Origin of the sequence: Pseudomonas fluorescens (assembly GCF_018614775.1) — a bacterium.
Classification (GTDB): domain Bacteria; phylum Pseudomonadota; class Gammaproteobacteria; order Pseudomonadales; family Pseudomonadaceae; genus Aquipseudomonas; species Aquipseudomonas fluorescens_BY.
On sequence record NZ_JAGGOF010000087.1, the window covers coordinates 1 to 24,157 of the forward strand.

Consider the following 24,157-nt stretch of genomic DNA (forward strand, 5'->3'; position numbering starts at 1 on the left):
ATACACCGTCACCACTGCAAGCTGATACCACTCTCAAACACCCGCTCCAACCCAGTCACCGGGTCAATCAACCGCAACCCCTGAGCCAACAACTTAAGCGGATTGGCATAGTCATCCTCCGCATCCCGAAGCACCTCAGGATAAAACGGATCGTTACAGATTCCCGCCCCAAGCGCACTCATGTGCACACGCAACTGGTGCTTCTTGCCCGTAACCGGATACAGCCCATAACGCCACAGCTCGCCGTTCCTTTCCAATACTTCAATGGCCGTTTCGGTATTCGGCTCGCCCGCCCCCTCTTGCATCCGGAAGAACGGTTCACCGTCGATCATTCGGCTTTTATGCACCCGAGGAAAGGTCAACCCAGGCAACGCACGGGCAATGGCCTGGTAGCGCTTCTCGATCTGCCGAGCAGGAAACAGCGCCTGGTACGCCGAGCGGCTCCGAGGGTTGGCAGAGAACAGCACCAGTCCGGCGGTGTGCCGGTCGATGCGGTGCAGCGGCACCAGATGGGGATTGTCCAGCCGCCGGATCAGCCGTCGCAACAAGGTTTGCTCGACGTACTCGCCCGCCGGCGTAACGGGCAGGAAATGCGGTTTGTCGGCCACGACCAGGTGTTCGTCGGCGTACAGGATCGACTCCACCACCGGGATCGGCTTTTCATCGGGGACTTCACGGAAGTAGTGGATGCGCAGGCCTTCGCGGTATGGCAAGTCGACACGGATGGCGTTGCCCTCCCCATCCAGCACCCGCCCCCGGGCGATCCGGTCCAGCCATTGCTCGCGGCTGATGGCGCGAAAATGTTCGCACAGGCACTCCAGCACCGTCGGCCAGGTGCCGGGCGGCAGGTACAACGTACTGGCCTGATGATGAGCAGCGGAAAACGATGAACCAGACATGGAAAACTCTTGAGCCATTTTGCAGGGCGGTATTATCCGCCAGTCGCCTGAGCCCGCCCAGCGATGATTGCTTCAGGCCGATACAGGTGTCGGTTTTGCCGCCGCTTCGGTGAACTCCTTCAACCAGCGCAGCACCTCTACCGCCTCCCAGCGACCGGGATCGTACAGCGCGTACAACAGGCCCTGGTAACCCACCACATCCAGTTGCTTGTGATAGCCAGCGCGCTGGAACAATGCCTCGATCTCAGCGAAACAGGTGTTGAAGTGCAGCTTGTTGAAGGGGGTCTTGCCTTCGGTAACCAACCCATCCAGGCGCAATTCCAGGACCGCCTCGCGCACAACGTCCGCGGACATCCTGTTTACGCTGCTTTTAAGTTGTTCGACATTGACCAAGGGGCACACTCCAGATAACTGTATAGACATACAGTAACCGAAGAGTACGATGTTCGCCAATAACCGCGTGTCACCATGATGCTGGAAACGGCTCAAGCAGAAACGCGGCAACCCGGTCTGGATCATCGAAAGGCCAGTCCAGCTCCGCGCCCGTATCGATCCGACGCAGGACCGGGATCCGCAGCCCATAGGCCTCGGACAAAGCCTCGCTCTCGGCGATGTCCACCAGTTCCACCAACAACCCATGTTCAACGAAAGGCATCAGCACCCCTTCGGCAACTTCACACAGATGGCAACCGAGGGTGCCCAACAGCTGGCATTCAGGAGACATGGCAGGTAAACCCGAAAAAGATAGACGCTCATTCTAGGCGTGCACCGGGAAACCGTACAGGCCACTCGATTCAGGTTGTTTCGGTAAAACGCTGATGCAAATCACTGACGGTGAATGTCTTTGCGGCGACGCTTGACGCTTTTCCCCCGCTACGCTGTGAGTTGCCGCCTTGAAACGGAGTGTCCCTTGTTCACCAACCTGCTGATCATTCTTGCCTCGTCCCTGGTGGTCATCGCCCTGTTCCGACGGCTGCGCCTGCCGCCTGTGCTGGGCTATCTCTGCGTCGGGCTGGCGGTGGGGCCGACCGCGTTGGGCTGGGTGAACGACAGCGAGGCGTTGCCGGACCTGGCCGAGCTCGGGGTGGTGTTCCTGCTGTTCTCGTTGGGGCTGGAGTTTTCCCTGTCGAAAATGCTCGAGCTGCGACGGGTCGTGTTCGGCCTCGGCAGCCTGCAGGTACTGTGTTCGGGAGCACTCCTCGCAGCGCTGCTGGTAGGGTCTGGCGCTTCGGTGGTCGCTGCGCTGTTGCTCGGTGCAGGGCTGGCCCTGTCGTCCACCGCCATCGTCAGCAAGGAGCTGGGCAGCCTGGGGGAAATCTTCAGCAGCCACGGCCAGAACGCCATCGGCGTGCTGCTGTTCCAGGACGTCATTGCCGTGCTGCTGTTGACCCTGGTGCCAGTGTTCGCCGGCAGCAGCGAGCATCCGTGGTATTGGGCGCTGCCCCTCACTCTGGGCAAAACGCTCGTGCTGTTCGGTGGCCTGTTGTTGGCCAGCCGCCTGCTGTTGCCCCGCTTGTTCCATGAAGTGGCCGCGTCGCGATCCGCAGAGCTGTTCGTGTTGCTGGCCCTGGTGATTGTGTTGCTGACGGCATGGTTGACCCACCTGCTGGGCCTGTCACCGGCCCTGGGGGCATTTCTGGCGGGCATGTTGTTGGGCGAAAGCCACTATCGGCATCAGATCGAGGCCGATATTCGCCCGTTCCGCGACATCCTGCTGGGTCTGTTCTTCGTCAGCATCGGCATGCTGATCGACCTGCAGTTGTTCATCGATAACGGCCTGTTGATCCTTGGATTGACGCTCGGGTTGATGGTCATCAAGGGTTGCGTGGTCGCCGCCCTGGTGAAATGGCGCGGCAGCGACGGCGAAACCGCCTGGCGCAGTGGCTTGGCCCTGGCCCAGGGTGGTGAATTCTGTTTTGCCCTGATGGCACTGATGCAACAGAACCACCTCATGCCTGCCGAACTCAGCGGCCTGCTACTGGCTGCGACGTTCTGTTCGATGCTGCTGACGCCGCTGTTGCTGCGCGCCGCGCCACGCGTTGCTGCCCACCTGCATCGCAAACCCAACGAAGAAGCGCAGCTGGAGCAGATCAGCGCGCTTAACGCCGGTCTTTCAGGGCATGTGGTCATTTGCGGCTACGGGCGCGTCGGCCAGTCCATCGGTCGCTTCCTGCGGCGCGAAGGCCAGGCGTTCATCGCCCTCGATGACGACCCGGTGATCATCCAGGAAGCCACCGTCGGCGAGAGCTGCGTGCACTATGGCGATTCGCGACGAAGCGACCTGCTTGTCGCGGTAGGGCTGAGCCGCGCCAGATTGCTGGTGATCGCTGTCGATAACACCGACATCGCCATCACCGTGCTCAAGGCGGCGCGCCGGGTCAACCCGCTGGTGCCGATTCTGGTGCGCACCCGTGACGACAGTCAGTTGACCGAACTGAAGGCCGCCGGGGCCAGCGAAGTGGTGCCGGAATTGCTCGAATCCAGCCTGATGCTGGCCTCTCATGCCCTGATCATGCTCGGCTTGCCCGAGCAGCAGGTCCGACAGCATGTAGATCAGGTCCGTCACGACCGCTACCGGCTGCTGCACGGCTTCTATCCGGGCGACCAGGACAAGGCGCCCTAGTGCGCATGTCAGTCCTGGCTGATCGCCCCGATCTTGTGAATCGACAGGTCGGCGCCGTAATACTCTTCTTCCTGGGTCAGGCGCAGCCCCAGCCAAAGCTTGATCACGCCGTACACCGCAAACCCGCCGGCCAGGGCAATGACAACGCCCAGAATCGTGCCGACCAACTGGCTGACCAGGCTGACCCCACCCAGGCCGCCCAACGCACTTTGCCCGAAAATACCGCAGGCAATGCCGCCCCAGACACCGCACAGCCCATGCAGCGGCCAGACGCCCAGCACATCGTCGATCTTCCACTTGCCCTGCGCTGCGGTAAAACACCAGACAAACAAGGCGCCGGCAATGGCACCGGTAGCCAGTGCGCCGACCGGATGCATCAGGTCGGAACCGGCACAGACCGCCACCAACCCGGCCAGCGGACCGTTGTGCAGGAAGCCTGGGTCATTGCGCCCCACGATCAATGCCGCCACGGTACCGCCGACCATCGCCATCAGCGAATTGACCGCCACCAGTCCACTCACTCCAGGCAGGGTCTGGGCACTCATCACGTTGAAACCAAACCAGCCGACAATCAGGATCCATGAACCCAACGCCAGGAACGGAATGCTCGACGGTGCGAACGCCACCAGGCGTCCGTCCCGGTAGCGGCCATTACGCGGCCCGAGCAAAAGCACGGCGGCCAACGCCAGCCAGCCGCCCATGGCATGCACTACCACGGAGCCGGCAAAGTCATGGAAACTGGCGCCGAAGCGGGTTTGCAGCCAGGCCTGCAGGCCAAAATTGCCATTCCAGACCAAGCCTTCGAAGAACGGATAGACAAACGCCACGATCAGTACCGTGGCGCACAGCTGCGGTGCGAACCGGGCACGCTCGGCGATGCCACCGGAAATGATCGCCGGGATGGCGGCGGCGAAGGTCAGCAGGAAGAAGAACTTCACCAGGCTGTAGCCATGGTCGGTGCTGAGCACCGTTGCCGGTTGCAGGAAGGTCACGCCGTAGGAAATCCAGTAGCCTATGAAGAAATAGGCCAGGGTCGAGACGGCGAAATCGCTGAGGATCTTCGACAGTGCATTGACCTGGTTCTTCTGCCGGACCGTCCCGACTTCAAGGAACGCAAATCCAGCATGCATGGCCAGGACCATGACTGCCCCCAGCAGGATGAACAGCGTGTTGGAGCTGTGGACCAGATTGTCCACGGCACTTTGCATATTTTCCATGGTGATGGCAGACCTGAAAGTTGGAAAAAGCACCAAACCGGTTCACCTACCTCGGCAACGCACCAAGTTGAAACGCATCCGTCGACCCGGTGAAGAGCAACGAACCGCTTTGGTGCATTGAGACAGGTATAACGAAGTTCCGCTTCAAGGCACTTCGCGGGCTTTGATTATTTGGGTTAAGGTTTTCGGGCTCGCGCCCAGCTTCAGCGCACCGGTGCAGGCTGACGCACCAGTACATGGCAAAAGCCTGAGCAAAAGTTGTACCAGCACTTTCACTGAACCTTCCGGCAAGGCTCATACTCGAACGTTTCAGACGTCACTCACGGAGATCCACCCATGGCCAGAACCCAGGCACAGACTGCTCAAGAAATCCTGAAGGAAGACTTTCAGACACTGGTCAGCGACACCGAAAGGTTGCTGGACCACACCGCGACGTTGGCGGGTGACCAGGCTGACGTGCTGCGCAGCCAGATCCAGGACACCCTCCTGCGTGCCCGCGAAACGCTCAAGCTGACCGAAGACTCCCTGCGCGAACGTGGTCAGGCGGCCGTCGTTGCCACCGAAGAATACGTACAGGCCAACCCTTGGCAATCCGTCGGCATCGCGGCGGGCGTGGGCTTCCTGATCGGCCTGCTGGCGACACGACGCTGATGATCGGCCTCGACGAATCCGGCTCGCCCGAAGCGGGCACCTCACCGACGGCGCGCCGCCTCGGGGCGGCGGTCCTGGGCTTGCTGCACAGCCACGTCGAATTGTTCGGCATGGAATTGCAGGAACAGAAGGCTCGCACTGTCAGCCTGCTGCTGTTTGCCGGCCTCGCACTGGTGTTCGGTCTGCTGCTGTTGGTAGGGCTTTCGGCGCTGGTGCTGATCCTGGTCTGGGACACTTATCGCCTGGCAGGGATTATCGGCCTGTGTCTGTTTTACCTGCTGGCGGCATTGTTCTGTGGCCTTCGGCTCAAGGCAGCCATCTTTGACGAGTCGTCACCTTTCCATGCCACCCTCGAAGAATTGGCCAATGACCGGGAGCGCCTGTTGCCATGAGCCTGCCTGATATTCCTCAAGCCCGGACACGGCAGGAAATGCGCAAGGCGCTGGTGCGCCTGCGCATGGAGATGCATCGCCAGGAAATACGCCAGGAAACGCGCCAGTTGCTGCTTCCGCTGCAACGGGTACGCGGCCTGTCGCAAAGCTGGCACGAAGGTTTCGGTATCAAGCACGCGCCACTCTGGGGCGTGGCGGCGGTGTCGCTGCTCGGCTTCATCACCGGTAAACGTACCCGTAGCGGCCGCACCAGCGGCATCACCGGCCTGGTCAAGCTGGCGACGACATTGCTGCCGCTGATCAAGCTCGCCAACCGCGCGCGCAAATCCTGACGGTTGTTGCCAGGGCAGGTGTGACGACTTGCCCTTGCACGGCGCCCCACGAACCGGGAAGCTAGGGCCTCGACCTTATCAAACGGAGCAACCGGCCTTGGATTGGCACACCCTGCTGACGCGCGAACGCCTCGGAAAAACCCTCCACAGCCCACAAGAGCTGGGCCGTAGTCCGTTCCACAAGGACCACGACCGCATCATCTTTTCCGGCGCCTTTCGTCGTCTCGGACGCAAGACGCAAGTGCATCCGGTGTCCAGCAACGACCATATCCACACGCGCCTGACCCATTCGCTGGAAGTCAGCTGCGTTGGGCGCTCCCTGGGCATGCGCGTGGGCGAGACGATCCGCAGCGCCCTGCCCGACTGGTGCGAGCCGAGCGACCTGGGCATGGTGGTGCAATCAGCCTGCCTGGCCCACGACATCGGCAACCCGCCATTCGGTCACTCCGGCGAGGACGCCATTCGCTACTGGTTCCAGCAGGCGGCGGGCCGCGGCTGGCTGGACGCCATGAGCGAAGTCGAACGCGACGACTTCCTTAACTTTGAAGGCAACGCGCAAGGGTTTCGTGTCCTCACGCAACTTGAATACCATCAGTTCGACGGCGGCACCCGGCTGACCTATGCCACCCTCGGCACCTACCTGAAATACCCCTGGACCGCTCGCCACGCCGACTCCCTCGGCTACAAGAAGCACAAGTTCGGTTGTTACCAGAGCGAACTGCCGCTGTTGGAGCAGATCGCCCATAAGCTCGGCTTGCCGCAGATCGAAGACCAACGCTGGGCGCGCCATCCGCTGGTGTACCTGATGGAGGCGGCCGATGACATCTGCTACGCGCTGATCGACCTGGAAGACGGCGTGGAGATGGAGCTGCTGGAATATGCACAGGTGGAATCCCTGCTGTTGGACCTGGTGGGGGACGACCTGCCGGACACCTACCGGCAACTGGGTCCGCAGGATTCCCGGCGGCGCAAACTGGCGATCCTGCGCGGCAAAGCCATTGAACACCTGACCAACGCCGCTGCACGGGCGTTTGTCGAGCAGCAGGAGGCGTTGCTTGCGGGCACGTTGCCGGGGGACCTGGTGGAACATATGCACGGTCCGGCCAAGCGCTGCGTGTTGAATGCCAAGGACATGGCGCGCAAGAAGATTTTCCAGGACAAACGCAAGACGCTGCATGAAATCGGCGCTTACACCACCTTGGAAATCCTGCTCAACGGGTTTTGCGGCGCCGCGCTCGAACAGCACGGCGGCCGTACGCCCTCCTTCAAGAACCGCCGCATCCTTGATCTGTTGGGCAACAATGCACCCGATCCCGATGGTCCGCTGCACGGTGCGTTCCTGCGAATGATCGACTTTATCGCCGGGATGACGGACAGCTACGCCAGCGACATGGCGCAGGAGATGACCGGCCGCACGCGCCAGTGAGATGGCTATTGCTACAGTTTTCTGGTGGACCCAGGATTTGTATACGCCTTCAGATCCCCTGTAGGAGCGAGCCTGCTCGCGATAGCGCAAGCTCAGTGACAATGCTGCTGAGCGACACACCGCTATCGCGAGCAAGCTCGCTCCCACAACGTCCGCAGGTCATATCAGGATTTGGATATCCCCCTCCCTATCTGTTCGCACAAACAACATCTGCGCAGCAATATCCCTACACAAACTTCCAATAAACCTGCCGCTTCCTATTCAATTCCCCTACTTAAACCTAAATACACCGTAATACTCTGCCTCTTTTTTTGTAGGAAACTTCTGAAATTGAAGTTGTGCGGCCGTCTCTTCGTACGACCCCTGCTGTAACTGGGCTAAGGTGCGCCCTTTATTCAAGCTCGCAGGGTATTTTATTCATGAACTCCGTTTTCATTGTCGACGATCATCCGGTCATCCGCCTCGCCGTTCGCATGCTTCTGGAGCATGAGGGTTATAAGGTCGTAGGGGAAACTGACAACGGCGTCGATGCGATGCAAATGGTGCGCGAATGCATGCCGGACCTGGTCATCCTGGACATCAGCATTCCTAAACTTGACGGGCTGGAAATTCTCTCGCGCTTCAACGCCATGACCACGCCTCTCAAGACCCTGGTGCTCACGGCGCAATCGCCAACGCTGTTCGGCATCCGCTGCATGCAGTCGGGGGCCTCCGGTTATGTGTGTAAACAAGAAGACCTCAGCGAACTTGTCAGCGCTATCAAGGCCGTGCTGTCCGGCTACAACTACTTCCCCAGCCAGGCGTTGAACCCGATACACCCGGATGATCCGCGCTGTATCGAGCTGGATCTGTTCAAGAGCGTCAATGACCGGGAGTTGATGGTCCTGCAACTTTTCGCCCAGGGCCGCACCAACAAGGAAATCGCCAAGGGTATGTTCCTCAGCAATAAAACCGTCAGCACCTACAAGAAACGGTTAATGCAGAAACTCAAGGTCAAGTCTCTTGTTGATCTGATCGAAATGGCGAAGCGCAACGCACTTGTGTGAGAAGAACAGGATGCTCAGATGCATAAAGGAATATCTCCTGCTATTGAGCGCAGGGTTATATGCAGGCCTTCTCGCGGCGGCACCGGCGATGCCCGAGAACATGACGCTGCTGGGTCGCTCGACGGCGGCGGCCTCAATCCGGCTCGATGATGCGCAACAGGCGTGGCTACAGGCTCGCCGGGAGTTGGTCCTGGGCACCTCCGCGCCGGATTATCCCCCCTTCGACCTCACCACCAGCGGGCAGGACTACGAGGGCATGACGGCCGACTATGCCGCTATCATCGCCCAGGCGACCGGCCTGCCCATGAGAGTCCTGCGCTTCAATTCCCGAGACGCCGCCCTGGCGGCACTCGAACATGGGCAAATCGACCTGCTGGGCACCGCCAACGGTTTCGAAGCCCGTCACCCCGACATCGCACTGTCGACGCCCTATGCCGTGGACCAACCGGTGCTCGTCACCCGGACCCAGGAAAGCCCATCCCTGGCCGACGGCCTCGAAGGGTTGCGGCTGAGCATGGTCTATCACTACCTGCCCCTTGAGGAAATCGAGCGCCTGTACCCCAAGGCCCACCTGACGACCTACCCGTCCTACCAGAACGCAATCAATGCCGTCGCCTTCGGCCAGGCCGACGTGTTTCTCGGTGACACCCTTTCCACCCACTACATGATCAGCAAGGGCTACCTGAGCAATATCCGCATGGCCAGTTTCGGTCAACATGAGGCCTTCGGCTTTGGCTTCGCGGTACGACGTAGCGATAACCGCCTGCTGGAGATCGTCAACGCCACGCTGAACCAGATTCCCCTCGCTGAACAAGCCAGCATTTCCAAACGCTGGAGCGCGGGCAGCGACGTGTACCTGGCCGATCACAAGATACAACTGACCGACCGGGAACAACGGTGGCTGGCGGCGCATCCGGTGGTGCGGGTGGTGGTGAATGAAAACTCCGCGCCGTTTACGTTCTTCGATTCGGACGGCACCTTGCGGGGGATCAGCGCCGACCTGCTGGAGTTGATCAGGCTGCGTACCGGACTGCGCCTGGACATCCAGCGCCGCCAGAGTGACAGCGAGATGATCGCCGCGATCCAGCAGGGTCAGGCCGACCTGATCGCGGCATTCCTGCCCAGCAGGGAACGGCAGCAGAAATTGAAATTCAGCCGGCCTTACCTCGACAGCTCGTTCGTCCTGCTGACCCGCAAACAGTCGGGTACACCGGCCACGCTCGACCAGTTCGACAGCCGCAGCCTGGCAATCGCCAAGGGTAATCCGCTGATCGAATGGCTGCGCAGCCAGTATCCGGACATCAGGATCGTCGAAACGGACGGCACCCTGGGCGCCATGGAAATGCTCGCCCAGGGCCAGGTCGATGGGAGCGTAAGCTCGCTGGTCATGGCGAACTACTTCATCTCATCCCACTCCTGGCGGAACACCCTGCAAATCAACAGCACCGTCGGCACCCAGCAGGCCCTGTTCGCGCTGGCCAGCGGAAAAAACGCCACAGCGCTGAATTCAATTCTCGACAAGGCCCTGATCAGCATCGATCCCGACCAGTTGGGTGTGATCAATAACCGCTGGCGCGGCTACGTCTCACCCTCGCAACATACTTGGCGCACCTATCATCGCCTGTTCTTCCAGATCGTCGCGGGTGTCGGCCTGCTGTTGCTGCTTTCCCTGGCCTGGAACGCCTACATGCAACGCCAGATCAGGCAGCGGCAACGGGCCGAACTCGCCCTCAATGACCAACTCGAATTCATGCATTCGCTGCTCAACGGTACGCCCCACCCGATCTACGTCAGGGATCGCAACGGCGTCCTGCAGAGCTGCAATGACAGTTATCTGGAAACGTTCGACGCCAGGCGCGAAGACGTCATCGGCAAGAATGTGCTTCCGGGTTCAATGAGCAATGCATTCGAAGCGCAGGAGTACCAGGCGGACTATCAACGCGTCATGGCCGAGGGCACCCCACTGATCGTTGATCGTCCCTTGCACATCGGCGATCGAGCGCTGACGATCTATCACTGGATTCTGCCTTACCGGAACTCGGCCGCAGAGGTACAAGGCATCATCGGTGGCTGGATCGACATCAGTGAGCGCCGGCAGCTTTTCGAAGAGCTGCGTGCGTCCAAGAAACAGGCCGATGACGCGAACCGGGCCAAGAGTACGTTCCTGGCAACCATGAGCCATGAAATCCGTACGCCCATGAACGCCGTGATCGGCATGCTCGAACTGGCCCTCAAACAGGCCGACAAGGGCCATGTGGACCGTTCGACCATAGAGGTCGCCTACGAATCGGCCGCCGGCTTGCTCGAACTGATCGGCGACATCCTGGACATCGCCCGTATCGAATCGGGGCATCTGAGCCTGGCGCCCGAGCGGGTCAATCTCCGGACCCTGCTGCAATCGGTCATTCGAGTCTTCGAAGGCGTCGCCAGGCAGAAAAACCTCGCATTGTCGCTGCAGTTCGACGCTGCCGAGGGCAACCCGGACGTATTGATGGACCCGTTGCGGTTCAAACAGGTGGTCTCGAACCTGATCAGCAACGCCCTCAAGTTCACCGAACAGGGCCGAGTGCTGGTCAAGGTGCAGCTGTCTGCAACCGACCAGGACGACATCCGGCACCTGCACCTGGAGGTTATAGACAGCGGCATCGGCATCGGCCCGGCCGACCTGAAACGTCTGTTCGAGCCTTTTGCCCAGGTCGACAATACCGGTCGGATGGCCCGCAAAGGCGCCGGCCTCGGGCTGGTGATCAGTCGCAACCTGTGCCAGATGATGGGCGGCACCCTGCTGATGAACAGCCAACCCGGCCTTGGCACTCAGGTCCAGGTCCGCCTGCAACTGGCCGTCCTGCCAACGGCGCCGATTTGCGCAGCGACTTTACCGGCCATCGAAACGGCCAAGGCCGCCTTGAACGTGCTGGTGGTGGATGATCATCCCGCCAATCGCCTGCTGATGTCGCAGCAACTGGAATACCTCGGCTATCAATACCAGGTCGCCCGTGATGGCGCCCATGGGCTCGAGGTATGGCAGCAAGGGCATTTCGACCTGGTCATTGCCGATTGCAACATGCCCATCATGAGCGGCTATGAACTGGCCCGATCGATTCGTCGTGATGAGTCCGAACAGAAACGGCCGTCCTGCGTGATCCTCGGGTTTACCGCCAATGCCCAACCGGAGGAAAAGCAGCGCTGCCTGGATGCCGGAATGAACGACTGCCTGTTCAAGCCGATCAGCCTGAGCGCCCTGAGCCAGTGGATCAAAAGCGTAAAACCCAGCCGCCAGCCGAGCGTTTTCAACCTGCAAAGCCTGCACGCGTTGACCGGCGGCGACCCTTCGTCCATTCAGCGACTGCTGGCCGAATTGCTCAATAGCAACCGCCTGGACCGCCAGGAGTTGCTTGACGTTGCCCAAGACGGTGACCGCCAGGTACTGACCGAAACGGCGCACAAAATCAAAGGGGTCGCCCGAATCGTGCAGGCGACGGCGTTGATCCAGCGGTGCGAGGCGCTGGAGCAGGCCTGTCACCCGGCCTCGACAGCCGAGCAGATCAACGAGTGCATCGAAGCCCTCGACCAGACGATGACGGAACTGGGGCTTGCCCTGGAAACGGCGCTCGCCAAGGCAGAATGACCCAGTGTTTACTATGCTGCTCGCTCAGCAGTGCGTACCAGGGTGTTCTCGATCAGTGTCCCCTTCGCGCGGAAAAACCCGCTGAGAACGCCCCTTCACTTGGAGTGACTGCAATGCCCAGCGCACCGCGTCCGGAAAAACGCCGGTTCCCCCTGCATGTCCATATCAGCGTGATGTTTACCCTGCTTCTGCTGCTGACCGGGGTCGTACTGGGTATTTTCAACTATCAGCACACCACGCAAATCATCCTGTCGAGCAGTGAAAAACTGTTCAATCGCATTGAACAGGATGTGCGCCTGGATTTGTACGGCACCTACGAACCGATCCGCCACCTGCTCAGCCTGCTGGCCGATTACCCGGCGACACGCACGCCGCAGATGGACCAACGCCTGGCCCTGCTCGGGCCCTTCAGCCAGGCGCTGCGGGACAACCCGAACCTGGCGTCGTTGTACCTGGGCGACACCCAGGGTAATTTCCTGATGGTTCGGCCGTTGCGCAGTGCCCCGCTGAAAACCGCCCTGGATGCACCGGCCAATGCGGCCTATCAGGTCTGGACCGTGGAGCGGGCAAGCCCTGCGGCCGCGGTGCGCGCCCAGTCATTGTTCTACGACGAGCGCCTGGCGCTCATCGATCGCCGGGACATCGCCGACGAAACGTTCGATCCGCGCAGTCGAGGCTGGTTTCGCAGTGCCTTGGATACCGCCGATCAAATCACCACCGCCCCCTACGTCTTCTTCTCCACCCACACCATCGGCACGACCCTCGCCCGGCGCAGCGGTGAGCACGCCGTCATCGGTGCCGACCTGACGCTTGCAGCCCTGTCCCAGACCTTGGCCAAGCATAAGGCCACTGTCGGCACCGAGATCGTCTTGCTCGACCCCCAAGGCAACGCCGTGGCCTACCCCGACAGTGGCCGACTGGTTGCCGATGCCCAGTCGGCGCGCCTGATCAAGGCTCGCGACCTCAACCCGGCCATCGCTGCCGCACTCGACGACAGCACGGATACCCCTCGGCTGGAAGCAGCCGGACGCCGGTGGATCGTGTCGCGCAGCCATATGCAGGAGGGCGGGCCACAGGGCCTGGAACTGGCATTGCTGGTACCTGAAGATGAACTGCTGGACGACGCCTATCGCATGCGCTGGCAAGGCGCGCTCGTCACGCTCGCCACCTTGTTGCTGTGCCTGCCGCTGGGCTGGCTGACGTCGAGGATTCTGGTCAAGCCGTTGCGCGCCCTGGTGCAGGAGGCCGATGCCATTCGCAGTTTTGACTTCAACTACCCGGTGTCGCGGCGCTCGCCGGTGCTGGAGGTCGATCAATTGGGCGTGTCGATGGCGCGCATGAAAGAGACCCTGGCAAGCTTCTTTGAAATCACCGCCAGCCTGCGCGCCGAAACCCGCTTCGCACCGTTGCTGGAGCGGGTGTTGTTCGAGACCGTGAAAATCGCCCAGGCCCAGGCCGGGCTGATCTACTTGCGAGAGAATGACGATAATCGGGCCAAGCCGTATGGGTTGGTAATCGACGGTAAGCCCCGAGACCTGAAGACGTTCAAATTGAACAGTTATGAACTGCAGGCTGACGACAGTCCACAATGGCTACAGCAACTGGCCGCCTCGGACAATCTGGTGACCTCCCTGGGCTTTGAACAGGCGGGTGACCTGCAAGGTGTGCTGCGAGCCATGGACGCGCCCAGGGCTCACCTGATCGGCATTCGTTTGCGCAATCGTCACCAGGAAACCGTCGGCGTACTGGTGTTGCTGATCAACGACAGTGGCACCGAAGCCGACCTGGAAAAACTCCAACCGGACCGCATCGCCTTCCTTCAGGCCGTATCCGGCGCCGCCACCGTCAGCATCGAAGGCCAACGCCTGCAAGCCAGGCAAAAGCAGTTACTGGATTCGTTCATTCAACTGTTGGCCGGTGCAATCGACGCCAAGAGTCCTTATACCGGCGGCCATTGCCAACGGGTGCCGGTGCTGACGCTGATGCTCGCCCAGGCCGCCGCTGCCAGCCAGGCGCCGGCGTTCGATGCGTACCAACCGACCGAGGATGAGTGGGAAGCGCTGCACATCGCCGCCTGGCTGCACGATTGCGGCAAGGTCACGACCCCCGAATACGTCGTGGACAAAGCCACCAAGCTGGAAACCCTGAACGACCGGATCCACGAAATACGCACGCGCTTCGAAGTGCTCAAGCGTGACGCCTGGGTCGATTACTGGCAGGCCGTGGCAACCGGCGGCGAACCGTCATCCCTGGCCCGGCGTCGCGACGCCACACTGGCCGGCCTGGATGAGGACTTTGCGTTTGTCGCCCGCTGCAATCTGGGCTCCGAAGCCATGGCCGACGCTGACCTGCAACGCCTGCAGGCCATCGCCCGACGCCCGTGGCGTCGAACCCTCGATGATCGCCTGGGGGTTTCCTGGGAGGAGAACCGGCGCCAGGCCCGCACGCCCCCACCGACACTGCCCGTCACTGAGCCGCTGTTGGCGGACAAGCCCGAGCACCTGTTCGAGCGCCACGAGGCCGAGCTGATCCCGGCGGATAATCCCTGGGGTTTCCAGCTCGATGTACCACGCTGGAAATACAACCGCGGCGAACTCTATAACCTCAGTATTACCCGGGGCACACTGACACGAGAGGAGCGCTACGTCATCAATCATCACATGGTGCAGACAATCCTGATGCTCAGCCAACTGCCCTTCCCCAGCCACTTGGACAATGTGGCCGAAATCGCCGGCGGTCATCACGAGAAGATGGACGGCAGCGGTTACCCCAAGGGACTCAAGCGCAACGAAATGAGCCTGCCGGCGAGGATGATGGCGATTGCCGACATTTTCGAAGCGCTGACGGCAGCCGACCGCCCCTACAAGAAAGCCAAGAAGCTGAGTGAAGCCCTGGGCATCATGGCCACCATGTGCCGTGAGGCCCATATCGATCCCGAGCTGTTCGGGCTGTTTCTCGATGAGCAGATCTACTCGCGTTATGCCGAGCAGTTTCTCGACCCGAGCCAGATCGACGACGTTGACCCGGATAGCCTGCGGGTCAAGGCCGGCTTGAAGCCATGAACACCGTCCTTGCAGGAGCGCCTATCGAACCATCAGCACTCGGTCAGGCGCAGGAAAATCGCCGCCAACGCTTCGATGCCGGCCTGATCCTGTTCGGTAAAGCGCCCCGGTTTCGGGCTGTCCAGGTCAAGCACGCCAATCAGGCGCCCGTCCTTGAGCAGCGGCACCACCAGCTCACTGTTCGACGCGCTGTCGCAGGCGATGTGCCCGGCGAAGGCATGGACATCTTCGACCCGCTGGGTCTGCCGGGTCGCCGCCGCCGTGCCGCACACGCCACGGCCGAAGGGAATCCGCACGCAGGCGATCTGGCCCTGGAACGGTCCCAGGACCAGCTCATCGTTGCGATTGAGGTAGAAGCCGGCCCAGTTCAGGTCGTCCAGCTGACTGAACAGGAACGCCGAGAACTGCGCCGCATTGGCGATGAAATCACGCTCATCGGCCAACAAGGATTCAAGCTGTGCCGCTAACAGACCGTAGCCGTCGAGGCCTTCGCCGGTGCTCTTCAAATCGATCATGCCTTGTGCTCCAACAATTTCAGGCCTACCCAGTAACGGGCGAACTGGTACGCACAACGGCCGTTGCGGTTGCCACGACCGGTGGCCCAGCGGACCGCCAGCACATCCAGCGCCTCGTCACGCTGCCAGGCCAGCCCGGCCTTGGCGGCCAGCTCACCGATCCAGTGCTCCACCACGTTGAGAAAATGCTCCTGGGTAAACGGATAGAACGACAGCCACAAGCCGAACCGGTCGGACAAGGCGATCTTGTCCTCGACGGCTTCGCTGGGGTGAAGCTCGCCATCGACCCGCTTCCAGTTTTCGTTGTCGCTTTCCTTTTCCGGCACCAGGTGGCGGCGGTTGGAGGTCGCGTACAACAGTACGTTGTCCGGCGCCTGTTCCAGCGAGCCATCCAACACGCTTTTCAGCACACGGTAGTCGCCTTCACCGGACTCGAACGACAGGTCATCGCAGAACAACACGAAACGCTGGGGCAGTTTCGCGAGCTGCTCAACCACTCGCGGCAGATCCGCCAGATGATCACGCTCGATCTCGATCAGCCGCAAACCGTGCTGGGCATGTTCGGCCAACAGGGCGCGCACCAGCGACGATTTACCCGTACCGCGCGAACCCCACAGCAGCGCATGGTTGGCGGGCATGCCGTCGATGAACTGCCGGGTGTTGCGGCTCAGCTGTTCGACCTGTCGCTCGACGCCGATCAGGTCCGACAGGCGCATGTCCAGGCTGACCTGAAGCGGCAGCAGGTAACCGCTGCGACCGTCACGCTGCCAGCGGGCGGCCAGGGTCTGGCGCCAATCAATGTCGGGCCGGGGAGCCGGCAACAACGGTTCGATCCGGGCCAGCACGGCATCGGCGCGTTCAAGAAAAGCATTCAATCGAGCATCCACGTCTTTTCCTCGGACTGGTTCACGGTAATGATGGCGCTACCGCGACGAAACGCCTTACCCAATGGCGGGTCTACCCCAAATAACAGGAGCCGGTCACACCGGAATTCAACGATGATCAGCTATGCTTGAGCGGCGAAGGGAAACGTAAGTGGTTCATCACTCAATGGACATCAGATTCACCCAACGGCTGTCCTACAAACAGGCCCGCGTGACCGTTATGGTGGGTTTCGTGCTGGGCACGTTGCTGAGCCTGATGCAGATCGGCATCGATTATGCCAGCGAAGACGCCTCGATCAACCGTGAAATCCTGTCGCTGCTGGAAATCAGCCACAACCCGGCCTCGCGCATCGCCTATAACATCGATGCGGAGCTGGCCCAGGAGCTGTCCCAGGGCCTGTTGCGATCACCGGCGATCATCGGCGCCGAACTGGTCGACAACAACAAGACCGTGCTGGCCAGCGTCAAACGGCCCGAACTGCAAAGCAATTATCGATTCATCAGCGACTTCCTGTTTGGCGCTCAACGCCAGTTCGAGGACCGTCTCTACCTGGACCACCTGCCCGATGAATCCCTGGGCGTGCTGCGCCTGGACGTCGACACCTACTCATTCGGCAGCCGCTTCCTGCGTCGAGCCGAAGTCACCTTGCTCAACGGGTTCGCCCGCAGCCTGATCCTCACCGGCCTGCTGCTGGCGCTGTTCTACGTGATGCTGACCAAACCCCTGGTGCGAGTCATCCGCGAACTGAGCAGCCGCGACCCGAGCAGCAGTGAACAGAATCGCCTGGAATGCCCCGCCGGCCACCAGTCCGATGAAATCGGCGTGCTGGTGTCGGTCGCCAACCAGCAGTTCGAAAACATCTCCACCGAAATCCAGCAGCGGCGCACCGCCGAGAACCGCCTCACCGAATACCTCGCGCAGCTGGAAAACATCGTCTCGGCACGCACCGCCGAACTCAAGGCCAGCAACGCCCGCCTCAGCCAATCCAACGAAGAGCTGGAGGTGGCACGGCGCACCGCGCTGGATATGGCCGAAGCCCGATCCGCCTTCCTCGCCAGCATGAGCCACGAAATCCGCACCCCGCTCAACGGCCTGCTGGGCATGATCGCCCTGTCTCTGGACGGGCCGCTGACGGCCGAACAACAACAGCAGCTCTCGATTGCCCATGACTCGGGCAAGGTGTTGGTGGAACTGCTCAACGACATCCTCGACCTGTCGAAATTCGACGCCGGCCAGCTGGAGCTCGAGCGCATTCCGTTCGACCTCGGCTCGCTGATCGAGGACACCGCCAACCTGCTCTCGCAGAATGCCGCCCCCAGCGTCGAGCTGGCCTGCCTGATCGATCCGCAGTTTCCGGCCCAGGTCCTGGGGGACCCGACGCGGGTGCGGCAAATCGTCAGCAACCTGCTGTCCAACGCACTGAAGTTCACCCGCTTCGGCCGGGTCGATGTGCGTCTGAGCCAACACGAAGGCGGCGTGCGCATCGAGGTCTGCGACACCGGCATTGGTATTCCTCAGGAAGCCCAGGCGAGAATCCTGCAGCCGTTCACCCAGGCCGGTGCCGGAATCACCCGCCAGTTCGGTGGCACCGGGCTGGGCCTGGCGCTGACCTACAACCTTTGCGAAGCCATGCAGGGCCGGCTGACGATCAGTTCCGAGGCCGGCTTCGGCAGCCGGTTCTGCGCGGAGCTGCCCCTGCCCGGCCATACCCCCGCGCCCCCTGTCACGCCGTTGCACGGCAACGTTGTCGCCATCACCGCCGGCAGCAGTGGCTTGGCCGAGTTGCTGGACATGTTGTTGCCCGGCTGGGGGCTGGACTATGTGCGACGCTCCGTGGATGACGGGCTGCTGGGGCTCAAGCCCGATGTGCTGATTACCGACTGCCCGGAATGCCTGTTCACCCTGCGGCCGGCCTTCGACGCGCCGATCCTGCTGGTGACCGCCTACGGCAGCTTCATGCCCAGCGAGCAAGCCGCCGCCCTCGCGCCGCTGCAACAGCAGGCCCGGCCGCTGGCGCGCCACGCGCTGTACCAGATCTTGCGTAAGGCCTTGCAAAGCGAAGAGACCGCCATCAGTGACGCCCAGGTCGAAACAGTGGTGCCGTCCAGGCGCGGTCGGGTGTTGTTGGTGGAGGACAATCCGGTCAACCAACTGGTGGCCAAGGGCATGTTGGGGAAACTGGGCTGCGAAGTCATTGTGGCGGCCCACGGCGTCGAAGCCCTCGATCAGCTTGAGCTGCGGGTGTTCGACCTGGTGCTGATGGACTGCAACATGCCGGTGATGGATGGCTACGAAGCCAGTCGGCAGATTCGTCGCAGCGGGCGCTGGTCCGACTTGCCGATTGTCGCGCTGACGGCCAACGCGATGCCCGAGGAGCGCGAGCGCTGTCGGGCGGCCGGTATGAACGATTATCTGTCCAAGCCGTTTCGCCGCGAAGAACTGGCAGGGATCCTCAACCAGTGGGTACCGACTAGGTCAGTGCCTTGATCTGTCCCAAGAGGTGATCGAGACCGTTGCGCAATTCCGCGAGGCGGTCCAGGTCAACACCGCTGTCGCACAACAGGCGGGCCTTGAGCGGGCCCACCTGCTCACGCAAGGCACGCCCTGCCGCCGTCAGCGTCAGGTGCACCTCGCGCTCGTCCCGGGCCGAACGCTGGCGCTGGACCAGCGCCAAGTGTTCCAGACGCTTGAGCAACGGTGTCAACGTGCCGGAATCGAGCAGTAGCCGCTCGCCCAAGGCCTTGACTGTCGGCTGCTCCGGCACTGTTTCCTGCCATTCCCACAGCACCAGCATCGCCAGGTACTGCGGATACGTGAGGCCGAGCTGGTCGAGCATCGGCTTGTAGCCACGGATCACCGCCCGCGAAGCGGCGTACAGCTTGAAGCACAACTGGCTGTCGAGCTTCAGCGCATCGGCTGGCAGGTCATTCATTTGAGCAGCGCTTCGATCTCGCTGGTCAGGTCCTGGGGCTTGGTGGTCGGGGCAAACCGCTTGACCACCTGGCCGTCCTTGCCGATCAGGAACTTGGTGAAATTCCACTTGATGCCCTTGGACCCCAATACCCCGGGCGCCCGCTTCTTAAGCTGGGTGAACAGCGGATGGGCATTGGCGCCGTTAACCTCGATTTTCTTGAACAGCGGAAAACTTACACCGAAGTTCAGCTCGCAGAACTCACTGATCGCCCCCTCGCTGCCCGGCTCCTGCTTGCCGAACTGATTGCAGGGAAAGCCCAGCACCACCAGGCCCTGGTCCTTGTAGGTCTGCCACAGCGACTCCAGCCCTTTGTACTGCGGCGTGAACCCGCACTGGCTGGCCGTGTTGACGACCAGCACGGCCTTGCCGGCGAAATCGGCCAGGGTTTTTTGTTCACCCTTGATGGTGGTGCACGGGATGCTTAACAGGTTGTCGCTCATGGCAAGGCTCCAGGGGTTTGGGACTGGCGTACAAAATAGCGAGCAATTGGATTGTGTGCAATTTAATTATCCAGAGGCTTCGATGACGCTCTTGCACAAACCTGTGGGGGCAAGACCTGTCCGCGATGAAGACACCGCGCCTTTTCCAGAATCAAGGCGCTGTTTCGCGAGCACGCTTTGCTCCCACATGAAATCCCCTCGCCACAGAGGACGGCGTCGGATCTACTCGCGGGGAACCAGATCCAGGCACACCGAGTTGATGCAGTAACGCAAGCCCGTAGGCGGCGGGCCGTCGGGGAAGACGTGACCCAGGTGAGCGTCGCATCGGGCGCAGACCACTTCGGTGCGAATCATGCCGTGGCTGACATCCCGCACCTCCACCACTGCGCTGCCTTCGATCGGCGCGTAGAAACTCGGCCAGCCGCAGCCGGAATCGAACTTGGTCTGCGAATCGAACAGCGGCTCGTTGCAGCAGATGCAGTGGTACACGCCGTCGGTTCTGGTGGCGTTGTATTTACCGGAGAACGGCCGTTCGGTGCCCTTCAGCCGGCAGACGTTGTATTGCTCCGGGTCGAGCATGGCACGCCATTCTTCAAGGGTTTTATCCAACTTTTCCATCGTCCCACCTCGGCAATTGAAAAAGCCCGATCCGACGCTTTTCCGCAGATCGGGCGGCACGTATGATTGCGCCTCGTCAGACGCCAGTCTGGCAGCCACGCCATGCGCATTCAAACGGATTGTGACGCCCATACCGCGTCAGGCCTGGGCACAGGCGCAGGATTCCCAGTACGGTTGTTCATACGCCGCCTGGATCGTTCATTTTCGGGAACACATCGCCATGCAGGTCAGCAAATCGAACAAGCTCGCCAACGTCTGCTACGACATTCGCGGCCCGGTGCTCAAGCACGCCAAGCGCCTGGAAGAGGAAGGCCATCGCATCCTCAAGCTGAACATCGGCAACCCGGCCCCCTTTGGTTTCGAAGCGCCCGATGAAATCCTCCAGGACGTCATCCGCAACCTGCCGACCGCCCAGGGCTACAGCGACTCCAAGGGTCTGTTCAGCGCCCGCAAGGCCGTGATGCAGTACTACCAGCAGAAGCAGGTCGAAGGCGTCGGCATCGAGGACATCTACCTGGGCAACGGCGTGTCCGAGCTGATCGTGATGTCGATGCAGGCCCTGCTCAACAATGGCGACGAAGTACTGGTACCGGCACCGGATTACCCGCTATGGACCGCTGCCGTGAGCCTGTCCGGCGGCAACCCGGTGCATTACCTCTGTGACGAGCAGGCCAACTGGTTCCCGGACCTGGCGGACATCAAGGCCAAGATCACACCGAACACCAAGGCCCTGGTAATCATCAACCCGAACAACCCGACCGGCGCCGTGTATTCCCGGGAAGTGCTGCTGGGCATGCTGGAACTGGCCCGCCAACACAACCTGGTGGTGTTCTCCGATGAAATCTACGACAAGATCCTCTACGACGATGCCGTCCACGTGTGCACCGCGTCGCTGGCGCCAGACCTGCTGTGCCTGACCTTCAACGGCCTGTCCAAGTCCTATCGGGTCGCGGGCTTCCGCTCCGGCTGGATCGCCATCTCCGGGCCCAAGCACCATGCCCAGAGCTACATCGAAGGCATCGACATGCTGGCGAACATGCGTCTGTGTGCCAACGTGCCGAGCCAGCATGCGATCCAGACGGCGCTGGGCGGCTACCAGAGCATCAACGACCTGGTCCTGCCCCAGGGTCGGCTGCTGGAACAACGCAACCGCACCTGGGAACTGCTCAACGACATTCCCGGTGTCAGCTGCGTGAAGCCGATGGGCGCGCTGTATGCATTCCCGCGGATCGACCCGAAGGTATGCCCGATCCACAACGATGAAAAATTCGTCCTCGACCTGCTGCTGTCCGAGAAGCTGCTGGTGGTCCAGGGCACCGCGTTCAACTGGCCGTGGCCGGACCACTTCCGCGTCGTGACCCTGCCGCGGGTCGATGACCTTGACCAGGCCATCGGCCGAATCGGCAACTTCCTCAAGTCCTACCGCCAGTAAACTGCGCAGCGTGCGAGGCCCTCACCTCGCCCGCTGTCTGATTCAGCAACATATCCGTTCCGATGGCGCCGGCAGGCCTTCTACACTGAGGCCTGAGCAGTCGATGTACCGCCGCGTTCAACGTTCACGGGGGGCAGGCGCCAGATTTCTTTTCCACCGTCATTTTCAGAAAAGTCCTTCAAACATTTGGGACGTCTGTAGGACACAGTTTGAAATAGTCGCCGAGTTGAATAGCCTGCGGCAGCACCTTATATACCCGCATGACGCTACATCTTAAGCATGAGGAGATTTCCACCACCATGATGCGCATCCTGCTGTTCTTGGCCACTAACCTGGCGGTCGTGCTGATTGCCAGCATCACCCTGAGCCTCTTCGGCTTCAACGGGTTCATGGCGGCCAACGGGGTTGACCTCAACCTCAATCAGCTGCTGATCTTCTGCGCGGTGTTCGGTTTCGCCGGCTCCCTGTTCTCGCTGTTCATCTCCAAGTGGATGGCGAAGATGAGCACCGGCACCCAGATCATCACCCAGCCGCGCACCCGTCATGAACAATGGCTGCTGCAAACCGTCGAGCAGCTGTCCCGGGAAGCCGGTATCAAGATGCCGGAGGTCGGGATCTTCCCGGCCTACGAGGCCAACGCGTTTGCCACAGGCTGGAACAAGAACGACGCGCTGGTCGCCGTCAGCCAGGGCTTGCTCGAACGCTTCTCGACGGACGAAGTCAAGGCGGTGCTGGCCCACGAGATCGGCCATGTCGCCAACGGCGACATGGTGACCCTGGCGTTGATCCAGGGCGTGGTGAATACCTTCGTGATGTTCTTTGCGCGAATCATCGGCAACTTCGTCGACAAGGTGATCTTCAAGAACGAAGAAGGCCAGGGCATCGCCTACTACGTGGCAACCATCTTTGCCGAACTGGTACTGGGCATCCTCGCCAGCGCCATCGTCATGTGGTTCTCGCGCAAACGCGAGTTCCGTGCCGATGACGCCGGTGCCCGCCTGGCCGGCACCGGCGCGATGATCAGCGCCCTGCAACGCCTGCGCGCCGAACAAGGCTTGCCGGTGCACATGCCCGACACCCTGAATGCCTTCGGCATCAACGGTGGCATCAAGCAGGGCCTGGCCCGCATGTTCATGAGCCATCCTCCGCTGGAAGAGCGCATCGACGCGCTGCGTCGTCGCGGCTGACAGGCTGGAGCGTGAAGAAGCCCGCAGCGATGCGATGATCGTTCCCACGCTTTGCGTGGGAATGCCTCAACGGACGCTCCGCGTTCGGCCTTGTGGGACGCGGAGCGTCCCAGGCTTTGTTTCCACGCATAGCGTGGGAACAATCATCAGCGACTCAACGACCGGAAAGCCGATACACCCGCTCATCCAGCCTTGTCACCCCAGCCTGCAGGAACTTCCAGCTTTCCCCCAGCACGTCCTGTTCCTGCAAGATTTCCAACTGCCAGACATTCCCCAGCAGCCGCTGCACTTCCTCATCGCCCACGGAAAATGGCGGACCAGGCATTTGCGCCTGGTCGTAATCCAGGGTAATCAACAACCCTGCACACTCCGGCAAGATCGCCTGCAAATGGGCCGCGTACCGCTCTCGCATCGATCCAGGCAAGGCAATCAACGCCGCTCGATCGTATAGCGCCGCACAGTCGGCGACGTCATCCGAACTCAAGGCAAAGAAATCGCCGCAGCGGATTTCGATATCCCCGGCCCTGAACACCTTGAACGCTCCCTCCTCACTGACGCTCGGCTGCAGCTGATGCTCAAGGAAAAAATCGCTGGCGGCTTTTTCAGACAGCTCCACGCCTGCTACGGCGTAGCCCTGATGGGCAAGCCACAGCAGATCCAGGCTTTTCCCGCACAACGGCACCAGCACCCGACTGCCCTGGCTCACCCCCAGTAGCGGCCAGAAATGCTTCAGGTAAGGGTTCACTTCCGGCAAGTGAAAACCGATCTGGTTCGATGACCAGCGCTTGTGCCAAAACTCGGGTTCCATGCTTCGCTCCAAAAATTCGATC

Annotated in this window: 21 protein-coding genes; 11 read left to right on the forward strand and 10 right to left on the reverse strand. The window is 61.2% G+C overall.

The window, feature by feature from the left end:
* Positions 1–8: 8 nt before the first annotated feature.
* From J7E36_RS20175 to J7E36_RS20185, 3 genes are all read right to left on the reverse strand, one after another.
* Positions 9–899, reverse strand: coding sequence for a pseudouridine synthase (locus J7E36_RS20175; protein ID WP_215006868.1), 891 nt, complete (start codon positions 897–899; stop codon positions 9–11).
* Between the two features lie 72 nt (positions 900–971).
* Positions 972–1,292 (reverse strand): transcriptional regulator, encoded by a 321-nt coding sequence (locus J7E36_RS20180; protein WP_215006871.1) that lies wholly within the window; start codon positions 1,290–1,292, stop codon positions 972–974.
* A 70-nt stretch (positions 1,293–1,362) separates the two neighbouring features.
* On the reverse strand, positions 1,363–1,623 hold the full coding sequence (locus J7E36_RS20185; RefSeq protein ID WP_215006874.1) for a glutaredoxin family protein: 261 nt from the start codon (positions 1,621–1,623) through the stop codon (positions 1,363–1,365).
* A gap of 186 nt (positions 1,624–1,809) precedes the next feature.
* On the opposite strand from J7E36_RS20185, the gene J7E36_RS20190 reads away from it, so the two are divergent.
* Positions 1,810–3,522: a cation:proton antiporter gene (locus J7E36_RS20190; RefSeq protein ID WP_215006877.1), complete on the forward strand. Its 1,713-nt coding sequence runs from the start codon at positions 1,810–1,812 to the stop codon at positions 3,520–3,522.
* An 8-nt stretch (positions 3,523–3,530) separates the two neighbouring features.
* Here the strand turns inward: J7E36_RS20190 and J7E36_RS20195 are convergent, their stop codons facing one another.
* Complete coding sequence (locus tag J7E36_RS20195) at positions 3,531–4,739, reverse strand: ammonium transporter (protein WP_215006880.1); 1,209 nt, start codon at positions 4,737–4,739, stop codon at positions 3,531–3,533.
* Positions 4,740–5,075: 336 nt separating this feature from the next.
* Here J7E36_RS20195 and J7E36_RS20200 point away from each other — a divergent pair, with 336 nt between their 5' ends.
* From J7E36_RS20200 to J7E36_RS20230, 7 genes are all read left to right on the forward strand, one after another.
* A complete protein-coding gene (locus J7E36_RS20200) occupies positions 5,076–5,390 on the forward strand; it encodes a DUF883 family protein (protein ID WP_215006883.1) in 315 nt (104 codons plus the stop codon).
* The gene (locus J7E36_RS20205; protein WP_215006886.1) at positions 5,390–5,782 is read left to right on the forward strand and encodes a phage holin family protein; all 393 of its coding nucleotides are present in this window, start codon (positions 5,390–5,392) and stop codon (positions 5,780–5,782) included. The genes J7E36_RS20200 and J7E36_RS20205 overlap by 1 nt, the downstream gene beginning before the upstream one ends.
* A complete protein-coding gene (locus J7E36_RS20210; RefSeq protein ID WP_215006889.1) occupies positions 5,779–6,114 on the forward strand; it encodes a hypothetical protein in 336 nt (111 codons plus the stop codon). Before J7E36_RS20205 ends, J7E36_RS20210 begins: the two co-directional genes overlap by 4 nt.
* A gap of 97 nt (positions 6,115–6,211) precedes the next feature.
* Positions 6,212–7,540, forward strand: a complete 1,329-nt coding sequence (locus tag J7E36_RS20215; RefSeq protein ID WP_215006891.1) for a deoxyguanosinetriphosphate triphosphohydrolase — start codon at positions 6,212–6,214, stop codon at positions 7,538–7,540.
* A 419-nt stretch (positions 7,541–7,959) separates the two neighbouring features.
* Positions 7,960–8,586 carry a response regulator transcription factor gene (locus J7E36_RS20220; protein ID WP_215006894.1) on the forward strand — a complete coding sequence of 209 codons (627 nt, stop codon included), beginning with the start codon at positions 7,960–7,962 and terminating at the stop codon, positions 8,584–8,586.
* 10 nt (positions 8,587–8,596) lie between these two features.
* On the forward strand, positions 8,597–12,214 hold the full coding sequence (locus J7E36_RS20225) for a transporter substrate-binding domain-containing protein (RefSeq protein WP_215006897.1): 3,618 nt from the start codon (positions 8,597–8,599) through the stop codon (positions 12,212–12,214).
* A gap of 113 nt (positions 12,215–12,327) precedes the next feature.
* Positions 12,328–15,276: an HD domain-containing phosphohydrolase gene (locus J7E36_RS20230; protein ID WP_215006900.1), complete on the forward strand. Its 2,949-nt coding sequence runs from the start codon at positions 12,328–12,330 to the stop codon at positions 15,274–15,276.
* Positions 15,277–15,308: 32 nt separating this feature from the next.
* Here the strand turns inward: J7E36_RS20230 and J7E36_RS20235 are convergent, their stop codons facing one another.
* Positions 15,309–15,791 carry a GAF domain-containing protein gene (locus tag J7E36_RS20235; RefSeq protein WP_215006903.1) on the reverse strand — a complete coding sequence of 161 codons (483 nt, stop codon included), beginning with the start codon at positions 15,789–15,791 and terminating at the stop codon, positions 15,309–15,311.
* Positions 15,788–16,678, reverse strand: a complete 891-nt coding sequence (locus J7E36_RS20240) for an ATP-binding protein (RefSeq protein ID WP_215006905.1) — start codon at positions 16,676–16,678, stop codon at positions 15,788–15,790. Before J7E36_RS20240 ends, J7E36_RS20235 begins: the two co-directional genes overlap by 4 nt.
* Before the next feature lie 163 nt (positions 16,679–16,841).
* On the opposite strand from J7E36_RS20240, the gene J7E36_RS20245 reads away from it, so the two are divergent.
* On the forward strand, positions 16,842–19,163 hold the full coding sequence (locus tag J7E36_RS20245; RefSeq protein WP_215006908.1) for a hybrid sensor histidine kinase/response regulator: 2,322 nt from the start codon (positions 16,842–16,844) through the stop codon (positions 19,161–19,163).
* Here the strand turns inward: J7E36_RS20245 and J7E36_RS20250 are convergent.
* The 3 genes from J7E36_RS20250 to msrB form a co-directional block, all read right to left on the reverse strand.
* Positions 19,147–19,608, reverse strand: a complete 462-nt coding sequence (locus J7E36_RS20250) for a MarR family winged helix-turn-helix transcriptional regulator (RefSeq protein WP_215006911.1) — start codon at positions 19,606–19,608, stop codon at positions 19,147–19,149. The two genes, J7E36_RS20245 and J7E36_RS20250, sit on opposite strands and share 17 nt — an antisense overlap.
* Positions 19,605–20,090 (reverse strand): glutathione peroxidase, encoded by a 486-nt coding sequence (locus J7E36_RS20255; RefSeq protein ID WP_215006914.1) that lies wholly within the window; start codon positions 20,088–20,090, stop codon positions 19,605–19,607. Before J7E36_RS20255 ends, J7E36_RS20250 begins: the two co-directional genes overlap by 4 nt.
* Before the next feature lie 222 nt (positions 20,091–20,312).
* Positions 20,313–20,708, reverse strand: a complete 396-nt coding sequence (gene msrB, locus J7E36_RS20260) for a peptide-methionine (R)-S-oxide reductase MsrB (RefSeq protein ID WP_215006916.1) — start codon at positions 20,706–20,708, stop codon at positions 20,313–20,315.
* Positions 20,709–20,928: 220 nt separating this feature from the next.
* On the opposite strand from msrB, the gene J7E36_RS20265 reads away from it, so the two are divergent.
* Positions 20,929–22,140, forward strand: coding sequence for a pyridoxal phosphate-dependent aminotransferase (locus J7E36_RS20265; protein ID WP_095963474.1), 1,212 nt, complete (start codon positions 20,929–20,931; stop codon positions 22,138–22,140).
* Positions 22,141–22,439: 299 nt separating this feature from the next.
* Positions 22,440–23,327: a protease HtpX gene (gene htpX, locus J7E36_RS20270; protein ID WP_215006920.1), complete on the forward strand. Its 888-nt coding sequence runs from the start codon at positions 22,440–22,442 to the stop codon at positions 23,325–23,327.
* Between the two features lie 154 nt (positions 23,328–23,481).
* On the opposite strand, the gene J7E36_RS20275 is transcribed toward htpX, so the two are convergent.
* Positions 23,482–24,135, reverse strand: coding sequence for a thiopurine S-methyltransferase (locus tag J7E36_RS20275; protein WP_215006923.1), 654 nt, complete (start codon positions 24,133–24,135; stop codon positions 23,482–23,484).
* Between the last annotated feature and the right edge of the window lie 22 nt (positions 24,136–24,157).